Raw genomic sequence first — 23,116 nt, forward strand, 5'->3', positions numbered from 1 at the left:
CGGCGCAACCGCACGCGAGAGGAGCCGAACCAGTGTCGGACAGCCGGTGGAAGGCCGCGGACAGCACGCGTGACGGCGCACGCCCCGTCCTGGACCCCTCGCTCCCTCCCCGCCTCGCCGAAAGGCTCCGAAAGCACCTGCCCTTCCTGCGTTCGAAGCGGGCTTGGGCGAAGCAGCCGCGGTTCCCGAACCGGACGCGCATGGCGGCGGGCGGGACCGCGGTGGCCGCGCTGAGCCTCCTCTGGGCGCTCGTCAGCGGTCCCCTCCTGGTGTGGTCGGTCACCCTGTACTTCCTGGGCCTGCTGGTACAGGCCGCGGCCGTGGGCGCCGCCGGGCTCGCCGTCACCCGTGTGCGCCCGCGGTCCCTGCTGCCGCGGTGGCTGTCCCGGACCTCGCGGCGCCGATCCTGGCAGGCGTTCTCCCTGGCCTTCGTGCCCGCGACCCTGACCAGCTGGTTCCTCGCCCTGGCGGGGCCCGAGTGGGCCTTCAACCTCTACTGGTTCGTGCCGGGCGCGGTGTACGCGGCCGCCGCCCTGTGGGCGGGGTGGTGGTGGCCCCGGGGCGACCGGCTGGCGGCGGCGCACGCGGACCGCTACCTGGTGCCCGCGAACCTCGGTCGGCACGGCGCCCGTCTGCTGCTGGACGTGCAGAGGACGATCGGGACCGTCGAGGAGGCGCACCTGCGGCTGGGCGACTCCTTCGACGCGGCCCAGCCCCTGTCGGTCCTGCGCGCCGAGGAGTGGCGGATCGCCTCGCTGCTGCACCGGCACGAGCGGATCAGGGAGGAGTACGTGGCGGACTCCCTCGACGCCGTCTCCGACCGGGTGCGCGCCGTGCTGGACCAGCAGCACGAGCGGCACGAGGCCGTGTACCGGGAGCTGGCGGCGCGGGTGGACGCGATCCGGGACTACGGCGCCGCCGTCGAGGAGGCCCTGTCCGCGCACACCGAGTGGGAGCAGGTCCAGAGGGTCGAGGAGCGCCAGCGTGAGCTCGACCTGCTGCTCGTCCAGGTGGACTCCGACGGCGGCAACGCCGACCAGCTGCACGGCGAGGCCCTGAACGCGCGCGCCGTCAGGGAGGCCAGGGACGAGCTGATCGGCCGGATGCTGGAGGCGGGCCGCTCCCTGGAGGCCGGGGCGGCCGGACTCCTTCCGCCACACCGCCCAAAAAAGAAAAAAGCCCACAAGACAGTCAACTCTTGTGACAGGGCGGAACCCCGCGAATCCCCGCCGACACTTTCGCCGCAGGGAAAACTTCCACCCACGCGCGACCGCCGAAAACGCTCACCCGCAGAGCCGAAAATGATTCGGCTGTAGCGTGACCTAAATCACATGGCAACTTTGTTACCAGTAAGAACACGGGGACGCCCCAAACGGATCGTGACCCCGGGTTGACGCGGCGCAGTGACGGTCGACAGATTGGGCGCGTCTTACCAGCCCCTCCAGTGAGGCGACCCCCATGATCGACCGAAGACTGTTCCTCGGCGGCGCATCGCTCGCCACCGTCAGCACCCTGCTCGTCACGACCGGTTGCTCCCGCGAGGAGAGCAACGGCGAACTCACCTCGGGCGGCGGCCAGGCCGGCGCCCTTCCGGTGAGGGTCACCAACGAGACCGGGGCCTTCCCCGACAGCGGGATCCGCGCCTACGTCGTGGGCACCGACCTGACCACGGACACGCAGTCCTGGGTCGACGCCGACGGCGTCGCGCACCCGGTGGCGGAGTCCGACAACACCGACGACGGGTTCACCGACTACTCGATCCCGCTGGACTCGGTCAGCGAGCTGACCCTGCCGTTCATGTCCGGCCGGGTGTACTTCGCCCTCGGCGGCAAGCTCCGGTTCAAGGTCGTCATCGACGGCAACGGCAGGCCCGCGCTCCAGTACCCGGCGGGCTGGGTGGAGTCCGACCCCAGCCACGGGGTGCTCCACGACACCGTGGAGTTCACCCACAACGAGACCGGCATGTACTGCAACACCAGCATGGTGGACCAGTTCAGCGTGCCGCTGGCCATCCGCCTCCAGGGCGAGGCGGACCAGACCACCGGCACGTTCAAAGCGGGCGGCCGCGACGCGGTCTTCGCCACGCTCTCCGCCGACCCCGTCTTCTCGTCGCTCGTGCTGAGCGAGGGAGAGCTCGTCATCGCCCCCGGGCACGGGCTGGACGCCGGGCTGTTCCCGGCCGACTACTACGACTCCTACATCGACCAGGTCTGGGAGCGCTACAGCACCACCGACCTGCGCGTCACCACCAACGCCGGGACCTTCACCGGCCGCGTGGACGGCTCGGGCAACCTGGTCTTCGACGGCGGCGTGGCCCCGATTCCCAAGCCCTCCACCCGCGACGTCTTCTTCTGCGACGGAGCCCTGGCGGCCCCCAACGACGGCATCACCGGCCCGGTGGCCGCGATCCTGGGCGCGGCGTTCAACCGCTCGACGCTGCTGGACACCGCCGAGCACCCGGTCATCGACCCCGCGGCCTTCTACAACCACGAGACCACCAACCGCTACGCGGCGGTCTTCCACGAGAACACCGTGGACGGCAAGGCCTACGGCTTCGCCTTCGACGACGTCTCGAACTTCGCGTCCTACGTCCAGGACCACGCGCCAACGTCCCTCGACGTGACGCTGACCGCGTTCTAGCACCTCACGGGCCGGGAGCCTCCGCCAACGGGGGCTCCCGGCCCGGCCACATCGCCCTGGCCTGCACCGTCGCCCTCTCCCTGACGGCCTGCGCGACGAACTCCCCTGTCGAGGTGGAGACGATCGCCGACCAGACCTCCGCGGCGTGCGGTCTGTTCTTCGACGACTTCGGCTACGACGGCCTCGACGCGACCGCGTCGTGCCGGGGCCGCCGCCCGCCGCCCTGGGCCGACCGGGAGACGGGGACCGGCATGACCGGTCGCACACTCACAAAACGGTTCGAGGCCCTCTGACAGCGTGATAGAGTCAAAGACGTCGCCAGGGAGACCGGGCGACACACAACTGAACAACCTGCACTCGTAGCTCAATGGATAGAGCATCTGACTACGGATCAGAAGGTTGGGGGTTCGAGTCCTCCCGAGTGCACCACCTCTGACCAGGACCTTTAACCTTCGGGGTAAGGGTCCTTCGTCATGGTAGCACCCTAGGTGTAGCGACGGGTGTAGCAACCGTAGTAGTTCGCTGGCGTTCGCCACGGTCCAAACCGCCTACGACGCGGGCTCTTCCGCCTCCTCCGCGCCTGGCATCTGGAGCCGCTTGAGCGCCCCGTCCATGACGGTCGCCGTCCGCGCCTGGGTCTTCTTCGTGAAGTGCGTGTAGACCTCGCTGGTGGTCTGCAAGCGCGAGTGCCGAAGGGCGTGCTGGATGTCCTTCAGCTCCATCCCCTCCTCGTAGAGCCACGTCGCCGCCGTGTGCCGGAGATCGTGGATGCGGGCGTTCTCCACCCCGGCCCGCGCGCACAACGCGGTCCAGGCCCGGTTGAGGTTGCGCGGCTCGATCGGTGTGCCGATGCCCGTGGTGAACACCAGGTCCTCATCGACCCACGCCTCGGCGTCGCCCCGCTCGATCTCCTGCGCTGCCCGGTGCTCCTTGAGCGCCTGGACCACGACGGGCGGGATCGGGATCGTCGCCGACGACTTCTCCGTCTTCCCGTCCACCACCTCCAGGCGCCCGCGCCGGCGCCCGTCCTCGCCCGGGGCCGCGTCGCGCACCCGCTGGAGCGACGGCCCGACCGCGGCCATAGCGCTCTCCAGGTCCAGCCACGACCAGCGCAACGCGAGCGCCTCGCCGCGCCGAAGGGCGAGTCCGAGGACCGTGACCCACAGGGTGGCGTGCCGGTCCCCCGCGGCCTCGCCGAGGACGGCGTTCACCTCCTCCTGTGTAAGCGCGCGCCCGGCCTTGGCCTTGCCCGACGGCGGATCGACGAGCAGTGCCACGTTGCGGGTGACGATCTCCTCCTTCATGGCGTCGCCCAGGGCAATGCGCAGAACCGTGTGGGCGTAGGCCTGCGCCCGCGGGGAGAGCAGCGCGACGGGCGGGTTGGGATCCGCCTTCGTCGGCTTCTTCTGGCGGCCGGACGGCTTGACCGCCAGCTCTTCCAGCCACGCGCGCAGGTGCGCGGGCGCGAGCTTGCCGATCTCGTGGTGCCCGAGGTGAGGGACGATGTGCAGCCGGACGTTGTCGCCGTAGCTGTTCGCGGTGTTCTGGGTGATCTTCCCGGCCTTCACACGGGCGGGCAGGATCGTGCCGACCCACTCTGCGGTGAGCCACTTCTCCAGGGTCACGCCCTTGCCGGACGTGATCGGCAGGCCCGCGTCGATCTTCGCCTGGAGTTCTTTGAGCTTGGCGCGCGCCCGCGCCTGGGTCTTGCCGTAGACCGGCTTGCGCTTGCCGTTCTCCAGGGTCACCGACCCGACCCACATGCCGTCGGAGGATCGCTGGTACAGCGACCCCTCGCCGTTAGCTCGGGTCTTCTTCCTTGGGGGCATGAAGTACCTCCACTTCTTGTGCCTTGAGTGTCGGATAGAAACGGCGCATCTTCTGGAGGGCGTCAAGCGCCTCTTGGAGGGATTGGAAGCTTGGCCCCCGAAGGAGCCACCGCGATCCTTCAAGAGCATGGATGCTCGGGTAGTACCAACCATCCTCTTCGTAGACGGACTGGGACACCATCACTCTTTGGCGCACGTCCTTCATAAGGAGGTCGTGCGCGTCTCCTTGCACCGATGGGTGCACCTGGAGAATCCAGGTGGTGTTCGGGGGAGGATCCACAGCGTCCCTGAGGACTTGCACATGCAGAGGCAGCTCTGTCGCCAGTGCGGTCTCCACCCACGGCTGGAAAGATTGGCGGTCCCTCCTGCCAAGCATGTTGTAGGCGTTCTCGATCCCCTCGGCTAGAAGCTCTAGGCGCTCCAGCTCTTCCCTTTCTCGCGCAAGCCAGAACATCCGAAGGTGCGCCCTGTACTCCTCAGGCGCGTCTATCCCTTCGATGATCCGATCCGCCGGGGTGGGAGGTGCCGCGAGAGCCGCAGGGGAGACGTCACCCTCCATGTGCCCAGACAAGATCAGGAGCGTCTTGAGCTCGACCCCGAACAGCTCGCTGATCTTCACGAGGTGCTCGACGCTCGGCTTGGTCCCCTTCTTCCAGCGACTGACAGTGGACTGCTGAATGCCTAGCGCCCGCGCAAGGGAGGCGCTGGTGCTGTACCCGAGCGCATGACCGGTAGCTGTCACCCACTCAGCGAAGTTCGGGTTTGGTGACGACAAGTTTCCTCTTAATCACAGTATGTTCTAGCGATGTGGCCATAGCGTGCCATAGCGCACTGTGGCGTTCTGCAACGAACGCATGCGTGCTCGCAAAGAGATTCTATCGGTCTTTGCGCAGATGCAAGGAAGGCCACCCTAATATTCGGCCTCAATCAGTCGCATGAGCCCTAGCCAGCCTCAAGCGCACCACGTGATGCCATCGGATGCCATCCAACGCCCTTCGATGCCATCCGATGCCATCCGATGACTAGGACGCCTTGGATCCCCTGGCCACAAGGAAGTTCCTTCCCGGTCGTTCCCGGCCTCTCCCGGTCGTTCCCGGCTTCTCCCGGTCGTTCCCGGCCTATCCTGTACGCCTGATGCACAGGCGCAAGGGAAGATCTGACACGCCGTGCTCGTTCGCAGTACCAACCGGACGTTCGGATCCGGTACCGTTAGTTCAGCACGGTGAGGGTCGTTCAGACTTTCGAGTGCCAGGGGTGCTCTGTGCCTGGCAAGCACGAAGGCCCGACGGTGTTGGCAGCACCATCGGGCCCTTCGTAGGGAGCACCTCGATCGTTGGCATACGAATCAACCCTGGGCAGCGTGGCAACGCTGACCTGCTGATACGGGCGTGGCGGCCCGTAGAAATGAGGGCTCCGATGACAGAGCTTATCCGACCTTCCAACGCGAGCGAACCGCGTGGGGGGGCGATTCACACTCCGGTGGGTAAGGTTTTGCTCACTGTAGAGGAAGCCCAGCACGCCCTGGGCTGTGGAAAAACTACGCTCCATGCTCTGATCAGGTCGGGCGAGCTGAGGTCGCTGAAGCTGACCCCCAAGGCCAGGCGCATCCCCGTGCAAGCGATCCACGAGTTCGTCGCCTCCAAGCTGGCCGACGCCCAGTAACAACTCCCTGCACCTGCGGGTTGAGCTGTTCCACGTGTCGGCCCTGATCACGCCGACCCCTTCCTTCTTCTCCGCCTCGCCGACCGCGCACCGCGCCGTCCGGCTGTGAGGCATACCTGATCAGGGGATCACTGTGCAGAGCTTCACCCAGCCCCTCCCCGGCGTCTCCTGGACGTCGGCCCCCCGCCGTAACGGTCGCACGTACTCCACCGCCGCCATCGGGCATGTCGCCACCACCCGCGCCACCGTCCCCGTGGTCCTGACTCTGGACCCCGACTGGTTCGCCAAGGGCCGGGCCAAGGGTCGCGCCGAGGACATGCTCACCGCTGGCCTGACCATCACCGACGGCGACAAGGCAACCATCGTCTTCCACGTTGAGCACGCCGACGCGGACCCCCGCCCCTACCTCGCCGCGGCCCTGTCGGTCCTGGCTCGCTACCGGCCGACCGACCTGCCCGACCTCCAGTGGAAAACCCGCCCCACCTCGGACGAGCACACCGCCTATGAGACCGAGATCGCCGCGTTCGAGAACACCGTCACCGGCATGACCACGATCGTGTTCGCCCTCTTTTACCCCGCCCTCCTCGACGGCCTCCAGAGCGACCCGGCCGACATGAGCATGTTCATCACGCGCGGGAACCGGAGGGACGTGCACCTGCCGGTGGTGTCCACGGACGTCACCCTGCCGAAGTTGAACGAGCGCATCCGCACGGCTCCCTGGGACCTCGGCTGACCCGAAGCGCGGCGTCGCCACGTTCGGGCGACGCCGCACTCGACCGTTTGGAATTCCACAGCTTCGGGGGAAGCGTCATGACCTATCCGCGGATCACCGTGCGAACCGCCATCAGCATCACCGCCCGTGACGGGTTCCTGGACCAGGCCGCCGTCGCCGTCGCCGCCCGGGAACTCGGGGACACCCCGGTCGGGGGCGTCGTCGCCGTCCACGTCCATGGCCGCGTCAGCGTCGTCATGCCGGACGCGCTGCTGCCCGTCGGGCACCTGCTCGCCGACGCGACCGAGGTCGACGTGGCCGTGGCCGGGCGCGGCCTGCCCGCTCTCGTCCAAGCCGTCAAGTACGCGATCGACACCGAGCGCGGGTTCCGCGCCCATGACGAGCAGTCGCGTCTCACCCGTCTCGCCTCGCTGGAGCGCCAGGTGGCCGCCGGTTACCTGCCCGCCGACGTCCTCGCCGGGGAGGTCCCCAGTGAGCGTCGCTGAACCCGTCACCCGGCGCGAGTCCGCCGAGATCTATGTCGAGAACGGCTGGAAGGTGTTCGTCCTCGGTCCCGGGAAGACGCCCCTGGCGAACTGCGGTCAGTGCGCCCAGGTCGGCTACCACGACACCGTCGAGGAGAAAGAAACGTGCCCGTGCCTGTCGTGCCACGCCCTGTACGCCGCGACCGACGACATGGAGCGCATCGACAAGATGCTGGAACGGCACCCTGACGGACTGCTGGCCATCCGCACCGGGGCCATCTCGAACTTGGTCGTCATCGACGTGGACCCTCCTGAAGGTCTTCAGACGCTCGCGAACATGAAGGCCCACGGAGTCATCCGGGAAACCGCGGCCGTGCGCACCGGGTCCGGCGGATGGCACCTCTTCTACCAGCACCCCGGCGGCAAGGTCCTGTCCGGCGCTGGGAAGGCCGGGCCCAAGGTCGACGTCAAGGCGGACGGTGGCTATGTGGTCGCCCCGCCGTCGGTCCACCCGCGCACCGGCCAGCCGTACCGGTGGCTGTGGGACTTCCCCACCGCGCCCCGCGATCACCTCCATCCCCGGTTGCGGGCGCACATCCAGCCACCCGAGCGGCCCCGCCCGGAGATCACTCCGCGCGACTTCAGCACCATCACTCAGAACCGTCTGCGTGGCATCGTGCGGTCCCTTCTGGAAGCCCAGGAGGGAGGGCGCAACGACCGCTTGCACTGGGCTGCCGCACAAGCTGGGGAACTGGTCGCCTCGGGCGAGCTCACCGAGCAGGCCGCCTATGAGGTTCTCGCGACGGCCGCCGAACGCCTCGGGCTACCACCCAGCGAGTACGGGGCCGCCCCCGGGCGAGGCACGATCGGGTCCGGCATGCGCAAGGGGATGCGTTGACCACTACCAGCCCCGAAGACGAGATCCTCCGCGAGGGGTTCGCGAGGGCCGGGTTTGTTCCACCGGAGCCCACCGAGCAGCCCGAACCGGAGCAGGACGATCCCTTCGCCCAGTTCGTCTCGGGCGGTTCCTTCATCCTCGACGTCCCCGACAAGACCCCGGCCATCTGGGGCCGGGACGGCGAAGTGCTGTGGGCCGAAGGTGAAGCCCTGATGATCTTCGGCCCCAACGGTGTCGGCAAGACCACCCTTGCCGGGCAAGTCCTCGCCGGGCGTCTCGGGCTCATGCCCAACGTCCTCGGCTACCCGGTCATGCCCGGCGGGGGGAAGGTGCTCTACCTCGCGATGGACCGACCGCAGCAGGCCGCCCGCGCGCTCCGTCGCCTGTTCACTCCCGAGTCCCGGCAGGTTCTCGACGAGCGCCTGGTGGTGTGGAAGGGACCGCCACCCAAGGACTTCGCCCAGAACACGGCCATGATGGCGCAGATGTGCGCGCACGTGGGCGCGGACACCGTGGTCGTGGACTCGCTCAAGGACGCCGCTCTCAAGCTCTCCGAGGACGAGACCGGAGCCGGGTACAACCGGGCACGGCAGCGCGCCATCACCGAGGGCGTCCAGGTGCTGGAGCTGCACCACCCGCGCAAGTCCGGCGCCGACGGGCCCGGCGCCCAGACCCTCGACGCCGTGTACGGGTCCGCCTGGCTCACCGCAGGGGCAGGTTCAGTCATCGGTCTGGCCGGTTCGGCTGGCGACCCGATCGTGAAGTTCACCCACCTCAAGCAGCCGTCCGAGGAAGTCGGACCGTTCCAGATCCTCCACGACCACGAGGCGGGCACCAGCTCGGTGCACGACGCGACGGACCTGCTCACCCTCGTGAGGACCATGAATGGGCTCACGGCCAAGCAGGCGACGTCCGAGGTGCACAACAGCGAGAAGACCACAGCTGCGCAGTTGGAGAAGGTGCGGCGTCGTCTGGAGAAGCTCGCGAAGGACGGGCTGTTGGTGCGCATCCCGAACCCGGACAACCCCAAGTTGCCAGTGGAGTACCGGGCTGCCGCACGGCCGGGGGACGTCTCGTGAACGCCTACACGCTCCCTACACGGTTTTCGCGTTTGTGCAGGTCGCAGCTTCACGCACTCCGTGAAGGGTTTTCCCTACACGAATCCCTCACGCCCTACACGCACGACCGTATTTGCGCAGGTCAAAGCTTCACGCATTCCTACACGCTCTACACGCGCCCGCTCTACACGTTCTCTCCCCCCTTTAAGAGGGGGGAGAACGTGCGCGGTGAACCCCACGGAAGGCCTCCCGTGTCCCTCATCACCCCCGCCCAACAGACCCTCGGAGGTGCTCAGTGATCGGCCCCAAAGTTGCGGTCTGGCGTCCCGCCGACGGCCGCCTGCTCGTCCGGATGCCCTTCGGCAAGAACAACCGCCGATGGCTGATGTACGGGCTCGGCCCCGAAACCCGCCCCGGCTGGAACAAGGCCGTGAAGTGCTGGGAGATCGCTCGTCCGCACTTCCGCGCCGTCGTCGAAGGACTGGCGAAGAAGTACGGCTCGGTGAACGTGTTCATCGACTCCCGGGCGACCTCCACGTGCGACACCAGGTGCGCCGAAGCCAAGGGCGACGAGTGCGAGTGCCAGTGCCTCGGCGAGAACCACGGCGGTGCCGCGTACCAGAAGGCCTGGGAGTTGGTCGGAGACACCACCCTCATTGCCAGCGAAGGGCTCCTCAGGCGCCACATGCGGGTGGTCCGGCCGTGACCGCCCCGTTGGTGGCCGCTGTCCACGCGCGCCTCGCCGCCGCTCGCCTCGACGACACCGTCCGCGCCGCCGCCGAGACCCTCATCCGCCAGCTCGCGACCACCGAGGTCGCCACCTCGAAGGAGATCACCCGATGACCCTCGAAACCCTCTACCTGTTCCTCGCGCACGCGACCCTCACGGCCCTGGGCGTCTGGCTCAACAGCAAGGCCGGAGACAGGTTCATCGCCTGGTCCTCCTACGCCATGGTCCTCGTAGGCGTGACCGGGATGGTGTACCTGCTCGGCGCCGCCCTGTTCGGCTGGCCCCTGCTCGGCGGTGCCGCATGATCCGCCACCTGTTCGACACCGCCGGAGCCTGGGCCGCGATCCGCTTCGGCCTGTGGTCCGGCGCCGGACTCGCCTCCCTCATCTGGACGGTCTGGTTCCACGAGCCCACCGTCACCCTGACCTTCGCCTGACCAACCCGCCCCCGAGCAGCGCTCGGCGACCCCCAGCAAGGAGATCAACCGATGACCCGCAAGACCACCCCGACGGCCGGTAACGCCCCCGTCCCGCCCCGCGCCTCCCGCGCCACCTGCCGCATGACCACCGCCCGCGGCAACCGGTGCACCGGCGAAGCCCTGGACCCCGACCTCAAGGCCATCCAGATCTGCGCCCGCCACGCGGGCGAGGTGCTCGCCCTGATCAACGAGAGGACGTCCCGATGACCACCGCCGCCGCCCCGGCACTCACCACCCCGCCCCGCGGTTCCGGCCTGTTCCCCGCCTGGTTCGAGACCCACGCCAGCGGCTGGATCTGCTCCCACCCCCACGGCCCCGACGACGTCACCGAGGAACTCGGGCACCCGCCCCACCTCATCGACTCCTACGCGCTGCGTCACCTCAACGACCACCACCCCGGGTGGAAGCTCCCGTGCACCCGGTGCGGAACCCCGCAGTGGAACGAGCTGGGCTCGACGCGCTGCTACCGCTGCCGCCAGTGACCCGAACGACGAAGGACCGGGGCGTCACTACCGCCCCGGTCCCGCCGCCCAGGATCGCACACCACCAGGAAGGACCGGACCCCATGCCGTACCGCGACCCCATGCCGCTCATCTGCCCGGCCGAACACGTCACCGTCGACACCGGGCACCTGCACAGCGCAGTGACCGCCGTCCACCACGCCGTCCTCGACGAACGCGAACCCTTCCGCTACCAGGTCGTCGCCGCGGTCAACTACCTGCGGCCCTTCCTGACCATCCCCCGCATGCTCGACCAGCCCACGATCGAGGTGGAAGGCGAGCCGCTGTGGTGGGTCGTGCAGGCCGCCGACGAGATCGGATGCACCTACGGCCTCTCGCCCATCGGGACGCTGTTCGACGCCGTTGACCACCTCGGGCGCGCGCTCGCCGTCCAGGCCCCCGCGACCGATCGCGGCCTGGCCGCCGTCGTCGAAGCGGAGACCACTCTGGCGTTCGTCGAGCAGCGGAAGGACAGCCCCCGTGACTGACCAGACGCAGCGGATCGTCGCCCGCCTCAACGAACTCGCCGACAGCTTCGCCGAGCACGCCCGCCGGGCCGCCGAGGACATCGCCCCCGCCGTGGCCGTCGTGGCGGACAGCGCGACCGCCGAGATCACCGCCCGGGACGAGCGCATCCGCGCCCTGGAGGAGCAACAGGCCGCCATCCTGCGCATCGTCGCCGACTGGTGCACCGAGTACTGGGATGTCGGCGGGATCGACGCAGGCGACCTGGAGTGGCGTCTCCAGCAGGCCGGTCACCCGCTGCCCACCGACGAGACCGACCCCACCACCGACAGGAGCACACCGTGAGCAGCGCCCCCCGCCGCTTCCGACTCGTCCGCGACGTCGACCACACCGGCGTCAGCGGAACCGGTCATGTCGCCGACGGCGTCGTCTGGCCGGACGGCACCGCCACCGTCCGCTGGCGCGGCACCCGCGCCTCCACCGTGAACTGGGACCGGGTGGAGGACGCCGAGGCGATCCACGGACACGGCGGCGCGACCCGCATCCAGTGGGTTGACCCCGACTCGGCCGCCTACGACGACACCTGCCCGCACTGCCCCGACGGGCACCGGCGCCCCGACAGCAAGCCCTGGGGTGCCTACCTGTCCCACGGCCGTGACAGCGACGGCCAGCCGCTCGACATCATCGTGGGCCGCCCCGCCGGAGAGCACGTGTCCGAGGCCGACGTGCACTGGGTCTGGCAGACCCTCAACGGCCGCGCCACCTGACCGCCGCCCGCCCGGGGGTTCCATCCGCCAGCCGGATGGAACCCCCCGGCCCCTGGCCGACCAACACCAGCACGACCTCGGGGGGACCGATGACCGATCGCACCGACACCGCCTACGAACTCCTCACCCAGCTCCGCGACGACCTGTCTCGCCTCCAGGACCTCCAGGGCATCGAACCCATGCGCCGCGGACGCGGGTGGGCGCCCAGCCCCGACCGGATCGCCGCCGCGGGCAAGGCCCACCTGATCGAGCGCGCCGAGACCCTCAACCAACTCGCACGCGGGCTCAAGCCCATCGGCGCCAGCCCGGCCTTGATCGACCTGGTCGTCCCGTCCACCCTCAAGGACGTCACCGACGAACTCGGCGACCTCCAGGACGCGGTCCTCGAACGCCACGCCCCCGACATCGCCCCGGCCGCCACCGCGCCCCGCCGGATCGGCCGCATCATCAACCTGCTCCACCGCATCGGCACGGACGACGTGCTCCTGGACCACGTGCTCGCCGAGACCCGCCGGATGCTGGGCCGCGTCCGGTACGCCCTCGGCGAGTCCGAGGAGGTGCGCCAGCTCGCGAACCGGTGCCCGCACTGCGGGGCGCGGTCGCTGCACGAGCTGCCTGCCCGGGGCGTGGTGGTGTGCGGCAACGCCGCGTGCAGGTGCGACGACCCCGACTGCCGGTGCGGGGACGCGGACCGGCCCCGCCGACACGAGTGGTCGGCGCTGCCCGAAGGGGCCAACGCGTGACGGGCGACATCGCGGTCACCGCCACCGAGGCCGCCACGAAGGTCGGGGTCGACCGGGACACCGTGGACACCTGGGTGCGCCGCGGCTACCTCCGGCCGATCCCCGGCAGTGGCCGCCCCCGCCAGTTCTGGCTGTCGCAGGTGTACACCGCCGAGGCCCAGCGCCGGGTCCACTGGAAGCATCGCCGTAAGGGGTGAGTTCCACAGCCCCCTTACACGTGGTACATTTCGTGCTGACGGATTCGCAGCAGTAGCGAAGCTATGTCCACACGACGTCGAGGGCCCCGACACCGGATGGTGCGGGGCCCTTCGTCATGCCCTGGAGGGTGCGCTTGGCCACCAATGCCCAGCTCGCACAGCAGGCGCAGGACTCCATGCGGTCCGCCCGCCGCCTCATGGCGATCGTGGGACTCGCTACCGGCATCGAGTGGACCACCGCCACCGGGGCGGCCGTGCGCGTCGAGCCCATGGGCGACACGTGGTGCATCCGCGTCGACGGAGTCCCTCAGTCCAGCAAGGCCGACGCGAGCGCGGCCGTCGACCTGGCCGCGCGCCTCGCCCCGCCCGCTGACCGCGACCTGGAGAAGCTGCTCACCTGGACCGCGTGCGGCCACGCCCGCGTGTAACCCCACCGACCCGCACGGCAGAGTTCGCTCTGCCGTGCGATCCAACGTCCCGCCCCTGCTCCGCTGCTCTGAGGGGTGCCAGCGTCGAGCGGGGCGGGGCCTTACTACTTCCCGGCGGGCTTGTCCGCCGTCTTCTTCGGTGGAATCTGCACGGCAGTGAAGGCCATCAGCAGCAGTCCCCCGATCAGCCACCCCGCACCCGGGTACTCCGGACCGAAAAGCAACGCTGCGAGCCCACCGCCAGCAGCCGCACCACCGACCGTGATCAGCGCACCGTAGATAGACATGCACACCTCCGAGTAGGGAAACGCAACAAGCGAGACAAAGCCCTTACAGCCGGTTCACGATCTGCCCAAACTCCTCCGGCGTCAGCACGCCGCGGTTGCGCAGCTCCTTGACCATCTCGAAGGACGACATGGGCGCGGCCGGAGCACTCGGCGCGGCCGGGTGGGCCGCGGGCATCGGCGCCTGGGCGTGCTGCACCGGCGCGGCCTGAGCGTGCGCCGGGCCCTTCGAGATGATGCTGTTGATCGCATCCACCATCGCCTTGCCGTCCGGCTTCTGCATCTGGTCGATCACGGCCTTGTTGCCGCTGGCGAAGACCGTGATCTTCCCGAGCATCATCCCCGCCGACCACTGGATAGACGAGATCCGCTCGAACGGGAAGTCCTCGGTGGTCTGGCTGGTCCACCCGTCCTTGATGAACATCAACCTGCGGTCGGTGAGGGCCACCAGACCTGTGCCGGGCCCGTACACGCCGCCCGCCAGATGGGTCACGGTCTCGCCGTCCCACAGGTACCCGGCGAGCTTCTTGATCTCGCGGTTGGACCCGAGCCGATAGGACATGCGGTCGCGCGCGGCCTGGATGTCGGGGCGCAACTGGACGTCAGCCATGAGGGACCTCGCTTCAGGGATTCGGGGTGTGGCGCCATCGTGGCACGCCCCCGCGCACCGTCAGGCCACATGGCCAGCACAGGCCACCGTGTACACCAACACCCCACCACGAACGTCAGGAGGTGCCCGTGCACGCCCCGTCCATCGCCCGCCAGTTCCGCCAGACCGGCCACGCCCTGGACGACGACGGCCAGGCCTGGGTCACCATCGTCCCCACCGGCCAGTCCCGCACCACATGCCCATGCGGCGCCGACACCGGCATGATCGCCGACGCTGACGCCCTGGCCGCCTACCGCACCCACCAGGACGGAGGTGACCATGCGCAGAACAGCCCCGGCGACGATGTGGTGCCGCAAGCGGACGCCAGCCTTCGAAGCCGTCCAGGTCACCGCGGATAACGCCGCGGACGTCGCCCACTGGGCCGGTGGCATCTTCCACTGGGACGCGGACCCCTCCCAACCCGAGGTTCGCCGTATCGGCCCCGGACTACACACCGCGCGCGTGGGCGACTTTGTGATGCGCACCCCCGAAGGCGTCTTCATCGCTGTGGAGGAGAGCGCGTTCATGGCCACGTACACCACCACCGCGGAACTGGACTAGGGAGCACCCATGGCCCGCCGTCGCGCACTCCAGGTGTGCCCCACCCCCGGGTGCCCCCGGCTCACCCAGCAAGGAGCCTGCCCCGACTGCCGCAAGGCCAGGGCCAGGGCGCGCCCCAGCGCACGCTCCAAGGGCTACGACAGGCGATGGGAGCGCACCAGGCAGGACTACCTGGACGACCACCCATGGTGTGAGTGCGACGAACACAGCGCGCTCCCACCACTTCAGCGTCCACTCGCCGAGCACGTCCACCACCTCGATGGGCTCGGACCGCTGGGTCCTCGCGGTCATGACCCCGACAACCTCCAGGCGCTCACGAAGCCGTGCCACTCGAAGGTGACCGCAGCCGAGGAACCGGGCGGCTGGAACTACCGAATGTGACCACAAGCCCGCTGAGCTGCACAAACACGTTTCCAGCCATCCCGCAACGCTCTGACCTGGGGGTATACCCCCCAGGGGGGTAGGGTCGGGGAACGCCGGGGAGGGCTGAAAAAAGTCGGTCAGGTTCAAAAGGTCCTCACGTCACGCAACGTGACGTCTGCCGATGTCGCGCAACGCGACAGCAGGAGGTGACCGCCCATGCCCAGCGGAGGAGCCCGCACCGTGTCCGGCCCGGCGCCGGATCCCGACGCGCTTCGGCGCAACCGACCCAGTGACACTTCCGGGTGGCAGACCCTGCCCGCCGAGGGGCGCACCGGCGCACCGCCGGACTGGCCGTTGATCGACGTGCAGCCCCGCGAGTGGGACCTGTGGTGTGACCTGTGGTCGCGCCCGCAGGCCGCCATGTGGGAGAAGCTCGACCAGCGGTACGAGGTCGCGATGTTCGTGCGCAAGCTCGCCGAGGCCGAGCTGCCCAAGGCGTCCGTCGAACTCCAGAAGGTGGTCCGCCAGTACCTGGACTCGCTGGGCCTGTCCGTGCAGGGGATGCTCCGCAACCGGTGGAAGATCGCCACCCCCGAGCAGGACCAGGACGACGACGCCGAGGCGACCGCACCCCAGGTGCCCGCCCGCCCGTCGGCCCGGGATCGGCTGACGGTCGTCCATGGCACCGGAGACTGAGCCGAAGGTCGTCGCCTGGCCGACCCTGTTCGTCGCGATCGACTGGATCGAGCGGCACTGCGTCATCCCGGACAAGTTCCACGCCGGAGAGCCGTACCTACTCACGGGCGAGATGACGTGGTTCTACGCCAACCACTACCGGGTGCGCCCCAACGCGGACGTGGCCACATCGCTGAACGCCCCCGCCTCGGCGTTCGTCTACCGGCGCTCCCTGCTGATCCGCCCGCAGAAGTGGGGCAAGGGTCCGCTGACCGCGTCCCAGATCTGCCTGGAAGGCGTGGGCCCGGCGGTGTTTGCTGGGTTCGCCCGGGGCGGGGAGAAGTACCGGTGCTCCCGGCACGGGTGCGACTGCGGGTGGGTGTACGAGTACAGGCCGGGCGAGGCGATGGGCATCCCGTGGCCGACCCCGCTCATCCAGGTGACGGCGTTCTCCGACGACCAGACCGACAACATCTACTCGGCACTCAAGCCCATGATCCAGCTCGGGCCGCTGGCCGACCTGATCCCGAAGGTCGGCGAGGAGTTCACCCGCCTGCCGGGTGGCGGGCAGATCGTCACCGTCACCAGCTCCGCCCAGTCCCGCCTGGGCCAGCGCGTCACGTTCGTGGCCCAGGACGAGACCGGCATCTGGACCGCGACGAACAAGATGGTCAAGGTCGCCGAGACCCAACGGCGCGGCCTGTCCGGCATGGGCGGCCGGGCGGTGGAGACCACCAACGCCTGGGATCCGTCCGAGGACTCGGTGGCCCAACGGTCGTATGAGGCCAAGGCCAAGGACATCTACCGCGACTACGTGCAGCCGCCCGCGACCCTGTCGTTCGGCAACAAGCGCGAGCGCCGCAAGATCTACCAGGTCGTCTACGGCGACTCCTCGTGGGTGGACCACGACGTCATCGACGCCGAGGCCATGGAGCTGATGGAGCGCGACCCCGCCCAGGCAGAGCGCTTCTTCGGCAACCGGGCCGTGGCCGGTACCGCGTCGTGGCTGGACCCCGCGGCCTGGGCGAAGAGGGCCGCCCCGCGCGTGGTGGCCGACGGCGCCCGGATCGTGCTCGGCTTCGACGGGTCCGACATCGACGACTGGACGGCGATCCGCGCCGAGACCATGGACGGCCACCAGTTCACGCCGCTCGTGGGCCCGGACAAGGAGCCGTCCATCTGGAACCCCGAGGACTACGGCGGGCAGGTGCCGCGCCTGGAGGTCGACGCGGCGGTGGATGAGATCTTCCGCCGCTACGACGTGGTCCGGTTCTACGCCGACCCGCCGTACTGGACGACCGAGGTCGACGCCTGGGTGGACCGGTACGGCGAGAAGCGTGTCCAGCGCTGGCACACCAACCGGGTCAAGCCGATGCACGAGGCGTGCGAGCGCCTGAAGGTCGACGTGACCAAGGCGGGCAGCTCGTTCTCGCACGACGGGTGCGAGATCACCGCGGCGCACATCGCCAACACGCGGATGGCCGCCCGCCCCATGAAGAGGTACGTGCTGCGCAAGGCCAGCCCGGCCCAGAAGATCGACGCCGCGGTCCCGTCCGTGCTCGCGCACGAGGCCCTGGGCGACGTGATCGCTGCGGGTCTGGCCGTGGCGAAGAAGAAGTCCTACGTCTACACCGCGTGAGAGGAGGTCGACTGTGGTCTCCATCTACCGGGCCCGCCAGCTCGTCACCCTGCTGGAGGCAGAGCTGATGAACCGGTCCGGAGAAGCGGACCGGCTCAACGCCGTCTACCGAGGCGAGCAGCCGCTGCGGTTCGCGTCGCCGGAGTTCCGCGAGTACTTCGGCCAGCGCTACCGCGGCTTCTCCGACAACTGGACCCAGGTCGTGGCCGACTCCCCGGTGGAGCGGCTGACACCGATCGGCATCAAGGCGGCCGGGGCCGAACGGGCCGACCCGGACCTGTGGCGGGTGTGGCAGATCAACGGCCTGGACGCCGATGCCCAGCTCGGGTTCCTCGGGGCGGGGATCGCCCGCCGCTGCTTCGTGCTGGTGTGGGGCGACCCCGACGACGAGGAGGTTCCCGAGGTCACGTTCGAGGACGCCCGCGAGTGCGTGGTGGCCTACGTGCCCGGCAGCCGTCGCCGTCGCCGGGCCGGGCTCAAGCGCTGGCAGGACGGCTATTCGGAGTACGCCACCCTGTACCTGCCCGACGAGGTGTGGAAGTTCAAGCGCCCGCTGCTGCGTCACGTCAAGAGCGTGAACATGGCCGGGGTGGACGAGGTGCTGGAGTGGCAGCCCCGCGACATCGAGGAGGAGCCGAACCCGCAGCCCAACCCGATGGGCGTCGTCCCCCTGGTGGAGCTGCCGAACCGGCCGATGCTCGCCGACGATCCGCTGTCGGACGTGTCCGGCACGGTCGCGATGCAGGACGCGATCAACCTGCTGTGGGCGCACCTGTTCACCGCGAGCGACTACGCCAGCCTCCCGCAGCGGGTGATCCTCGGCGCGGAGATGCCCAAGACACCGATCCTGGACGACAAGGGACAGGTGGTCGGTGAGCGGCCGGTGGACCTGGCCCGGTTCACCAAGGACCGCGTGGCGTGGATCGAAGGCGACGAGGCCAAGATCGGCGAGTGGACCGCCGCCGACCTGACCGCGTTCACCGGCGTCATCGAGGTGGCTGTCGGGCACATCGCCGCCCAGACCCGCACACCCCAGCACTACCTGATCGGCCGCATGGCCAACCTGTCCGGTGACGCGCTGATCGCGGCGGAAACCGGCCTGGTCAAGCGCACCGAGGAAAAGCAGATGTGGTTCGGGCAGGGGCTGCGCGAGGTGTTCCGGCTGATCGCGCTCGCCCGCGGCGAGGACGGCAAGGCCAAGGCGCTCGCGGCCGGGACGCTGCTGTGGGCCGACGCCGAGTCGCGCTCCCAGTCCCAGCTCGCGGACGCGCTCCAGAAGCTGAAGGCGATCGGGTTCCCGTTCGAGTGGATCGCCGCCCGGTACGGGCTGACGCCGACCGAGATCGCCGATGTGCTGCTGATGAAGCAGCGCGAGGCGGACCTGGACCCGATCTCCGCGATGGCCGACGAGCTGGGTCGGGGCCCCGCGCCCGCTGCGCTGCCCCCCGCCGAGGACGTCGAGCCGTTGCCCTGACCGTGTGAGGGGAGGTGGACGTGGCCGCTCCCGCTGTCGCCTTGGACCACCGGGCGGACTCGATCCGGATCGCGACCACCACGGCCCGCGCCGTCCGCCAGGAATGGGCCCAGGTCGACACCGACCAGATCCGCCCCTCCTGGCAGAACCGCCTCCCCCGCGTGCTGGCCCTGGTTGTGGCCGCCCAACGGTCTGCCGCGGGGCTGTCCGAACCGTACCTACGGCAGGTCCTCGGACTGGAGCCCGACGCGGTCCTGAACCCGACCGCGCTGGCCGGGGTGGCCTCGGACGGGCGCCCGCTGGAGACCCTGCTGGAACGGCCCGTGGTCACGGTGCTGTCCTACCTGGCGACCGGCCGCGCGGTCGGCGACGCCATGGCGGCCGGGCTGGCGATGCTGGAACTGATCGTGGGTACGCAGGTGCACGACGCTGCCCGCGTCGCGGACCTGATCGGCATCACCGCCCGCCGGGGCGTGGCCTACACCCGCGTGGTGGAGCTGCCCGCCTGCGATCGGTGCATCGTGCTGGCCGGACGGGAGTACCCCTACTCAGAGGGGTTCGAACGCCACCCCCGATGCGACTGCGCGATCATGCCGATCCGCTCCGGCGAGGGCGCCCCGTGGCTCAGCCCCCGGGAGCTGTTCAACGCGATGTCCCCAGCCGAGCAGCTGCGCCGGTTCGGCGCGGCTGCGGTCGCTGCGATCGCCGCCGGTGCCGACATCGCCCAGGTCGTCAACGCCCGCCGAGGCATGACCACCGCCGCCGGTCGCCTGGTCACCACCGAGGGCACCACTCGCCGCGGCTACGCCGGATCCCGCCTGGCCGCCGCCGCTGGCACCGCCCGCGCCGCCGGGGACCGGTACGCCCGCGCGGCCACCGCCCGGCTGATGCCGGAACAGATCCTGGCCGAGGCCGACTCGCGTGAGGACGCGATCGCCGCCCTCATCCAACACGGGTACCTGTCCGCTTCCGGTGCGCGCCAGCAGGCTCCGCAACCACCTGCCCCCGCACCTGCGCCTCCGAAGTTTTTCGAGGAGGACGGATCCAGGGATGCCCGGCGGGTCGCCTGGGAACTGGACCACGTACCGGCGAACATCCGCACCACCACCTTGGCCTACATGCGCCAGATCCCCGGGGGCGGTATCTCCATCGGCCAGGCCCCGCTCACCCAGCTGCCCGGGAGCGGACCACTCCAGACGCCCCCGCGCGGATGGGCTCCAGGATCGACATGGGACGACGTGGCCGGGGTGTGGATTCCCGACACCCGGCGTCTGCTGATCAGTACCTCCCGCGACTCCGGGTCCGTGAGCGTGGCTTTGCACGAGTTCGGGCACGCTACCGACCAGGCCCACGGTGACCTCAGCTTTGACCGCCAGTGGCAGACCCTGCACCAGCTCACCACCGGTGTGCTCCGCCAGGACCCGAATTACAACCCGTACTACGACACCCCCGACGAGTGGTGGGCCGAGTCCTTCGCGGCCTGGTGCCTGGGGTGGGACACGATGGTCAAGAACTGCCTTGGCAATACCGAGGTGGCCCGCCTACTGTGGGACTACTTCGAGACGCAGATGGGAGGTCCCTGATGGCACGACTGGCCAGCGACGGCGTCACCGTGCTGATCCCCATCGGCGGGACGACGGAGAACGGCATCAAGTGGGACGCCGCGCGGCGCCTCAGCCCTGGCGATGAGGGCTACGAGGAGGCCCTGGCCGCCGCTCGCGCGCGTCTGCCCCGGCCCTCCCGCCCTGAGCCGTCTGACGCGGAGATCGACGACTTCATCGCCTCGCTGAACCGCGAGTAGCGCCTCCGCTTTTCCTGCCAGCCCCGTACCGGTTCCGGTGCGGGGCTTACACATGCCCCACCCCCACAGACGACCCGCCCCCGTGGCGGGTTTTTTCATGCCCGGCTCGTGCAACGCGGGCCCCTGCACCCGCAACGGGAGAGAACACCATGGCCCAACCGCTCGACACCGACCTGCCCGTCCACCCCTCCACCGGCCTGACCGCGCTCGGAGTCATCGGTGGCCGCCCCGTGTGGCCCGTGCTGGGCGGCGCCCCCGACGACGAGGACCAGGACGAGAAGGACACCGGCGACGAGGACGCCCCGGCCGAGGACACCGACGCCGACGAGGACGCCCCGGGCGCCGGTGCCGACGAGGACCAGGACGCCGACGACGAGGACACGCCACTCGGCCCCAAGGGCGAGAAGGCCCTGGCCGCGGAGAAGGCCCGCCGTCGCGCCGAGGCCAAGCGCCGCCGCGAACTGGAGGCCGAGCTGGACAAGCTCCGCAACGGTGACGGCAAGGCCGACGACCCCGACACGATCCGGCGTCAGGCCGAGCAGGCCGCAACGGCCAAGGCCAACACCCGGCTGCTGCGCGCGGAGGTGCGCGCGGTCGCGGCCGGGAAGCTGGCCGACCCCAAGGACGCGCTCCGCTTCCTCGACCTGGACCAGTTCGAGGTCGACGAGAACGGCGACGTCGACAACGACGAGATCGCCGACGCGATCACCGACCTGATCAACCGCAAGCCCTACCTGGCTGCCGCACCGGCGAAGAGGTTCCAGGGCACCGGCGACGGTGGCGCCCGCACGGGGAGCCGACCCAAGCAGATCAGCAGCCGCGAGGAGCTGGCGAAGATGTCGCCCGCCGCGCGGCTCAAGGCGCACCAGGACGGGCGCTTGAAGAACCTCTTGCAGAACTAACCCGAGGAGAGCAGCCGGATGGCTATCACCAACTTCATCCCCGAACTCTGGAGCGCGGCCGTTCAGGTCCCGTTCGAGGACACCCTGGTCTACGCCCAGGGCACCGTGTCCAACCGCCAGTACGAGGGCCAGATCCGCGAGCAGGGCGACACCGTGCACGTCACCTCGATCGCCGACCCCACCGTGCGCCCCTACGACAAGACCACGGACCTGACCACCGAGGACCTGGACGATGACCAGATCTCGCTGGTGGTCGACCAGGGCCAGTACTTCAGCTTCCGCGTCAACGACGTGGACCGCGTCCAGGCCGCCGGCGACTTCCAGTCCCCGGCGACCCAGCGGGCCGGGTACAAGATGTCGGACGGGCTGGACCGGTACGTGGCCGGGCTCTACACCGGAGTGGCCGCGGCCAACAACCTGACCCCCGACCCGGGCACCGGCGTGACCCCGATCGACATCGCCACCGGCGCCGACGCCTACCAGGTCCTGATCAACTTGGCCGTGGCGCTGGACAAGGCGGGCTGCCCCACCATGGGCCGGTACGTGACCGCGCCCCCGGAGTTCCACGGCAAGCTGCTGCTGGACGACCGGTTCGTGCGGGTGGACGCCTCGGGCACCAGCGAGGGGCTGCGCAACGGCATCGTGGGCCGGGCCGCCGGGTTCGACATCCTCAAGACCAACAACGCCCCGTCGCCTGCGGCCGGGCAGCGCGTGGTCCAGGCGGGGATCCCCGACGCGATCAGCGTCGCCGAGCAGATCACCGAGACCGAGGCGCTGCGCTCTCCGTCGCGGTTCGCCGACATCGTCCGTGGCCTGCACGTGTTCGGCGCGAAGCTGTTCCGCCCCGAGGGCATCGCCGTCGCGACCGTCACCTTCGGGAGCTGACCGCCGTGGCTGAACTGATCACCGTTGAGGGCACGGCCGGAGCGCGGTTCACCGTGGACCCGGCCGTGCCGTGGGTGGCCACCCAGCTGGCCAACCGCATGCTCGTCCAGGTCGAGCGCCCCGAGCCGAAGGCCGCACCGGAGACGGAGACCGGAGCCGAGCGCCCGGCCCAGTCCGCGGCCAAGGAGGTCTGGGTGGCCTACATCGCCCGGACCACCGATCTGTCCGAGGCCGAGGCCGCGGACCTGACCAAGGCGGACCTGATCGCCCTGGCCGCCGAAGAGGAGTAGCC

34 protein-coding genes and 1 tRNA gene are annotated in these 23,116 nt (G+C 69.6%); 31 read left to right on the forward strand and 4 right to left on the reverse strand.

Annotated features, from left to right (window positions below):
• Positions 1 to 32: 32 nt before the first annotated feature.
• From ACSIH6_RS06520 to ACSIH6_RS06535, 4 genes are all read left to right on the forward strand, one after another.
• Positions 33 to 1,316: a hypothetical protein gene (locus ACSIH6_RS06520; protein WP_435107315.1), complete on the forward strand. Its 1,284-nt coding sequence runs from the start codon at positions 33 to 35 to the stop codon at positions 1,314 to 1,316.
• A 142-nt stretch (positions 1,317 to 1,458) separates the two neighbouring features.
• Positions 1,459 to 2,640: a glycoside hydrolase family 64 protein gene (locus ACSIH6_RS06525; protein ID WP_435107316.1), complete on the forward strand. Its 1,182-nt coding sequence runs from the start codon at positions 1,459 to 1,461 to the stop codon at positions 2,638 to 2,640.
• A gap of 113 nt (positions 2,641 to 2,753) precedes the next feature.
• Positions 2,754 to 2,933 (forward strand): hypothetical protein, encoded by a 180-nt coding sequence (locus tag ACSIH6_RS06530; RefSeq protein ID WP_435107317.1) that lies wholly within the window; start codon positions 2,754 to 2,756, stop codon positions 2,931 to 2,933.
• 60 nt (positions 2,934 to 2,993) lie between these two features.
• Positions 2,994 to 3,069, forward strand: a tRNA-Arg gene (locus ACSIH6_RS06535).
• A gap of 119 nt (positions 3,070 to 3,188) precedes the next feature.
• Here the strand turns inward: ACSIH6_RS06535 and ACSIH6_RS06540 are convergent.
• Both ACSIH6_RS06540 and ACSIH6_RS06545 read right to left on the reverse strand, forming a co-directional pair.
• Positions 3,189 to 4,469, reverse strand: a complete 1,281-nt coding sequence (locus ACSIH6_RS06540; RefSeq protein ID WP_435107318.1) for a tyrosine-type recombinase/integrase — start codon at positions 4,467 to 4,469, stop codon at positions 3,189 to 3,191.
• The gene (locus ACSIH6_RS06545) at positions 4,441 to 5,244 is read right to left on the reverse strand and encodes a helix-turn-helix domain-containing protein (RefSeq protein ID WP_435107319.1); all 804 of its coding nucleotides are present in this window, start codon (positions 5,242 to 5,244) and stop codon (positions 4,441 to 4,443) included. The genes ACSIH6_RS06540 and ACSIH6_RS06545 overlap by 29 nt, the downstream gene beginning before the upstream one ends.
• A gap of 716 nt (positions 5,245 to 5,960) precedes the next feature.
• Between ACSIH6_RS06545 and ACSIH6_RS06550 the strand changes: the two genes are divergently transcribed.
• The 17 genes from ACSIH6_RS06550 to ACSIH6_RS06630 all read left to right on the forward strand — a co-directional run bounded on the left by ACSIH6_RS06550 (position 5,961) and on the right by ACSIH6_RS06630 (position 13,591).
• Complete coding sequence (locus tag ACSIH6_RS06550; RefSeq protein WP_435107320.1) at positions 5,961 to 6,131, forward strand: helix-turn-helix domain-containing protein; 171 nt, start codon at positions 5,961 to 5,963, stop codon at positions 6,129 to 6,131.
• A gap of 133 nt (positions 6,132 to 6,264) precedes the next feature.
• Positions 6,265 to 6,864, forward strand: a complete 600-nt coding sequence (locus ACSIH6_RS06555) for a hypothetical protein (protein ID WP_435107321.1) — start codon at positions 6,265 to 6,267, stop codon at positions 6,862 to 6,864.
• Between the two features lie 77 nt (positions 6,865 to 6,941).
• Positions 6,942 to 7,349, forward strand: a complete 408-nt coding sequence (locus tag ACSIH6_RS06560) for a hypothetical protein (protein WP_435107322.1) — start codon at positions 6,942 to 6,944, stop codon at positions 7,347 to 7,349.
• Positions 7,336 to 8,226: a bifunctional DNA primase/polymerase gene (locus ACSIH6_RS06565; protein WP_435107323.1), complete on the forward strand. Its 891-nt coding sequence runs from the start codon at positions 7,336 to 7,338 to the stop codon at positions 8,224 to 8,226. Before ACSIH6_RS06560 ends, ACSIH6_RS06565 begins: the two co-directional genes overlap by 14 nt.
• A complete protein-coding gene (locus ACSIH6_RS06570; protein WP_435107324.1) occupies positions 8,223 to 9,305 on the forward strand; it encodes an AAA family ATPase in 1,083 nt (360 codons plus the stop codon). Before ACSIH6_RS06565 ends, ACSIH6_RS06570 begins: the two co-directional genes overlap by 4 nt.
• 274 nt (positions 9,306 to 9,579) lie before the next feature.
• Positions 9,580 to 9,990 carry a hypothetical protein gene (locus tag ACSIH6_RS06575; protein WP_435107325.1) on the forward strand — a complete coding sequence of 137 codons (411 nt, stop codon included), beginning with the start codon at positions 9,580 to 9,582 and terminating at the stop codon, positions 9,988 to 9,990.
• Positions 9,987 to 10,127, forward strand: coding sequence for a hypothetical protein (locus tag ACSIH6_RS06580; protein WP_435107326.1), 141 nt, complete (start codon positions 9,987 to 9,989; stop codon positions 10,125 to 10,127). The genes ACSIH6_RS06575 and ACSIH6_RS06580 overlap by 4 nt, the downstream gene beginning before the upstream one ends.
• A complete protein-coding gene (locus ACSIH6_RS06585) occupies positions 10,124 to 10,318 on the forward strand; it encodes a hypothetical protein (RefSeq protein WP_435107327.1) in 195 nt (64 codons plus the stop codon). The genes ACSIH6_RS06580 and ACSIH6_RS06585 overlap by 4 nt, the downstream gene beginning before the upstream one ends.
• Positions 10,315 to 10,449: a hypothetical protein gene (locus tag ACSIH6_RS06590; RefSeq protein WP_435107328.1), complete on the forward strand. Its 135-nt coding sequence runs from the start codon at positions 10,315 to 10,317 to the stop codon at positions 10,447 to 10,449. The genes ACSIH6_RS06585 and ACSIH6_RS06590 overlap by 4 nt, the downstream gene beginning before the upstream one ends.
• A gap of 51 nt (positions 10,450 to 10,500) precedes the next feature.
• Entirely contained in the window at positions 10,501 to 10,698 is a 198-nt protein-coding gene (locus tag ACSIH6_RS06595; RefSeq protein ID WP_435107329.1) for a hypothetical protein, read from the forward strand.
• Positions 10,695 to 10,973, forward strand: a complete 279-nt coding sequence (locus ACSIH6_RS06600) for a hypothetical protein (RefSeq protein WP_435107330.1) — start codon at positions 10,695 to 10,697, stop codon at positions 10,971 to 10,973. Before ACSIH6_RS06595 ends, ACSIH6_RS06600 begins: the two co-directional genes overlap by 4 nt.
• A gap of 83 nt (positions 10,974 to 11,056) precedes the next feature.
• Complete coding sequence (locus ACSIH6_RS06605; RefSeq protein WP_435107331.1) at positions 11,057 to 11,479, forward strand: hypothetical protein; 423 nt, start codon at positions 11,057 to 11,059, stop codon at positions 11,477 to 11,479.
• Entirely contained in the window at positions 11,472 to 11,801 is a 330-nt protein-coding gene (locus tag ACSIH6_RS06610; protein ID WP_435107332.1) for a hypothetical protein, read from the forward strand. The genes ACSIH6_RS06605 and ACSIH6_RS06610 overlap by 8 nt, the downstream gene beginning before the upstream one ends.
• On the forward strand, positions 11,798 to 12,223 hold the full coding sequence (locus ACSIH6_RS06615) for a hypothetical protein (protein ID WP_435107333.1): 426 nt from the start codon (positions 11,798 to 11,800) through the stop codon (positions 12,221 to 12,223). Before ACSIH6_RS06610 ends, ACSIH6_RS06615 begins: the two co-directional genes overlap by 4 nt.
• A gap of 89 nt (positions 12,224 to 12,312) precedes the next feature.
• Entirely contained in the window at positions 12,313 to 12,966 is a 654-nt protein-coding gene (locus ACSIH6_RS06620; RefSeq protein WP_435107334.1) for a hypothetical protein, read from the forward strand.
• Positions 12,963 to 13,163 carry a hypothetical protein gene (locus tag ACSIH6_RS06625; protein ID WP_435107335.1) on the forward strand — a complete coding sequence of 67 codons (201 nt, stop codon included), beginning with the start codon at positions 12,963 to 12,965 and terminating at the stop codon, positions 13,161 to 13,163. Before ACSIH6_RS06620 ends, ACSIH6_RS06625 begins: the two co-directional genes overlap by 4 nt.
• A 134-nt stretch (positions 13,164 to 13,297) precedes the next feature.
• Positions 13,298 to 13,591, forward strand: a complete 294-nt coding sequence (locus ACSIH6_RS06630; protein ID WP_435107336.1) for a hypothetical protein — start codon at positions 13,298 to 13,300, stop codon at positions 13,589 to 13,591.
• 104 nt (positions 13,592 to 13,695) lie between these two features.
• Here ACSIH6_RS06630 and ACSIH6_RS06635 read toward each other — a convergent pair whose 3' ends face one another.
• Positions 13,696 to 13,878 (reverse strand): hypothetical protein, encoded by a 183-nt coding sequence (locus tag ACSIH6_RS06635; protein ID WP_435107337.1) that lies wholly within the window; start codon positions 13,876 to 13,878, stop codon positions 13,696 to 13,698.
• A 43-nt stretch (positions 13,879 to 13,921) separates the two neighbouring features.
• On the reverse strand, positions 13,922 to 14,485 hold the full coding sequence (locus tag ACSIH6_RS06640) for a PH domain-containing protein (RefSeq protein WP_435107338.1): 564 nt from the start codon (positions 14,483 to 14,485) through the stop codon (positions 13,922 to 13,924).
• 128 nt (positions 14,486 to 14,613) lie between these two features.
• On the opposite strand from ACSIH6_RS06640, the gene ACSIH6_RS06645 reads away from it, so the two are divergent.
• The 10 genes from ACSIH6_RS06645 (at position 14,614) to ACSIH6_RS06690 (ending at position 23,114) form a co-directional block, all read left to right on the forward strand.
• Positions 14,614 to 14,883, forward strand: a complete 270-nt coding sequence (locus ACSIH6_RS06645) for a hypothetical protein (protein WP_435107339.1) — start codon at positions 14,614 to 14,616, stop codon at positions 14,881 to 14,883.
• A gap of 211 nt (positions 14,884 to 15,094) precedes the next feature.
• The gene (locus tag ACSIH6_RS06650; RefSeq protein ID WP_435107340.1) at positions 15,095 to 15,466 is read left to right on the forward strand and encodes an HNH endonuclease signature motif containing protein; all 372 of its coding nucleotides are present in this window, start codon (positions 15,095 to 15,097) and stop codon (positions 15,464 to 15,466) included.
• Between the two features lie 198 nt (positions 15,467 to 15,664).
• Positions 15,665 to 16,144 carry a phage terminase small subunit gene (locus ACSIH6_RS06655; protein ID WP_435107341.1) on the forward strand — a complete coding sequence of 160 codons (480 nt, stop codon included), beginning with the start codon at positions 15,665 to 15,667 and terminating at the stop codon, positions 16,142 to 16,144.
• Positions 16,128 to 17,762: a hypothetical protein gene (locus ACSIH6_RS06660; protein WP_435107342.1), complete on the forward strand. Its 1,635-nt coding sequence runs from the start codon at positions 16,128 to 16,130 to the stop codon at positions 17,760 to 17,762. The genes ACSIH6_RS06655 and ACSIH6_RS06660 overlap by 17 nt, the downstream gene beginning before the upstream one ends.
• Before the next feature lie 13 nt (positions 17,763 to 17,775).
• Positions 17,776 to 19,236, forward strand: coding sequence for a phage portal protein (locus ACSIH6_RS06665; protein WP_435107343.1), 1,461 nt, complete (start codon positions 17,776 to 17,778; stop codon positions 19,234 to 19,236).
• 20 nt (positions 19,237 to 19,256) lie between these two features.
• Entirely contained in the window at positions 19,257 to 20,819 is a 1,563-nt protein-coding gene (locus ACSIH6_RS06670; protein WP_435107344.1) for a VG15 protein, read from the forward strand.
• Positions 20,819 to 21,037, forward strand: coding sequence for a hypothetical protein (locus ACSIH6_RS06675; RefSeq protein WP_435107345.1), 219 nt, complete (start codon positions 20,819 to 20,821; stop codon positions 21,035 to 21,037). The genes ACSIH6_RS06670 and ACSIH6_RS06675 overlap by 1 nt, the downstream gene beginning before the upstream one ends.
• 149 nt (positions 21,038 to 21,186) lie before the next feature.
• On the forward strand, positions 21,187 to 21,939 hold the full coding sequence (locus tag ACSIH6_RS06680; RefSeq protein ID WP_435107346.1) for a hypothetical protein: 753 nt from the start codon (positions 21,187 to 21,189) through the stop codon (positions 21,937 to 21,939).
• 18 nt (positions 21,940 to 21,957) lie between these two features.
• Positions 21,958 to 22,824, forward strand: a complete 867-nt coding sequence (locus ACSIH6_RS06685; protein WP_435107347.1) for a phage major capsid protein — start codon at positions 21,958 to 21,960, stop codon at positions 22,822 to 22,824.
• Positions 22,825 to 22,829: 5 nt separating this feature from the next.
• Positions 22,830 to 23,114: a hypothetical protein gene (locus ACSIH6_RS06690; protein ID WP_435107348.1), complete on the forward strand. Its 285-nt coding sequence runs from the start codon at positions 22,830 to 22,832 to the stop codon at positions 23,112 to 23,114.
• Positions 23,115 to 23,116: the final 2 nt, after the last annotated feature.

Source organism: Nocardiopsis synnemataformans (assembly GCF_965343085.1).
Taxonomy (GTDB): domain Bacteria; phylum Actinomycetota; class Actinomycetes; order Streptosporangiales; family Streptosporangiaceae; genus Nocardiopsis; species Nocardiopsis alborubida.

Coding starts and splice junctions, on each gene's coding strand:
- ACSIH6_RS06525 (WP_435107316.1), top strand. CDS start 1,459: ATGATCGACCGAAGACTGTTCCTCGGCGGCGCATCGCTCGCCACCGTC.
- ACSIH6_RS06540 (WP_435107318.1), bottom strand. CDS start 4,469: ATGCCCCCAAGGAAGAAGACCCGAGCTAACGGCGAGGGGTCGCTGTAC.
- ACSIH6_RS06560 (WP_435107322.1), top strand. CDS start 6,942: ATGACCTATCCGCGGATCACCGTGCGAACCGCCATCAGCATCACCGCC.
- ACSIH6_RS06585 (WP_435107327.1), top strand. CDS start 10,124: ATGACCCTCGAAACCCTCTACCTGTTCCTCGCGCACGCGACCCTCACG.
- ACSIH6_RS06590 (WP_435107328.1), top strand. CDS start 10,315: ATGATCCGCCACCTGTTCGACACCGCCGGAGCCTGGGCCGCGATCCGC.
- ACSIH6_RS06595 (WP_435107329.1), top strand. CDS start 10,501: ATGACCCGCAAGACCACCCCGACGGCCGGTAACGCCCCCGTCCCGCCC.
- ACSIH6_RS06600 (WP_435107330.1), top strand. CDS start 10,695: ATGACCACCGCCGCCGCCCCGGCACTCACCACCCCGCCCCGCGGTTCC.
- ACSIH6_RS06605 (WP_435107331.1), top strand. CDS start 11,057: ATGCCGTACCGCGACCCCATGCCGCTCATCTGCCCGGCCGAACACGTC.
- ACSIH6_RS06620 (WP_435107334.1), top strand. CDS start 12,313: ATGACCGATCGCACCGACACCGCCTACGAACTCCTCACCCAGCTCCGC.
- ACSIH6_RS06635 (WP_435107337.1), bottom strand. CDS start 13,878: ATGTCTATCTACGGTGCGCTGATCACGGTCGGTGGTGCGGCTGCTGGC.
- ACSIH6_RS06640 (WP_435107338.1), bottom strand. CDS start 14,485: ATGGCTGACGTCCAGTTGCGCCCCGACATCCAGGCCGCGCGCGACCGC.
- ACSIH6_RS06650 (WP_435107340.1), top strand. CDS start 15,095: ATGGCCCGCCGTCGCGCACTCCAGGTGTGCCCCACCCCCGGGTGCCCC.
- ACSIH6_RS06655 (WP_435107341.1), top strand. CDS start 15,665: ATGCCCAGCGGAGGAGCCCGCACCGTGTCCGGCCCGGCGCCGGATCCC.
- ACSIH6_RS06660 (WP_435107342.1), top strand. CDS start 16,128: ATGGCACCGGAGACTGAGCCGAAGGTCGTCGCCTGGCCGACCCTGTTC.
- ACSIH6_RS06675 (WP_435107345.1), top strand. CDS start 20,819: ATGGCACGACTGGCCAGCGACGGCGTCACCGTGCTGATCCCCATCGGC.
- ACSIH6_RS06680 (WP_435107346.1), top strand. CDS start 21,187: ATGGCCCAACCGCTCGACACCGACCTGCCCGTCCACCCCTCCACCGGC.
- ACSIH6_RS06685 (WP_435107347.1), top strand. CDS start 21,958: ATGGCTATCACCAACTTCATCCCCGAACTCTGGAGCGCGGCCGTTCAG.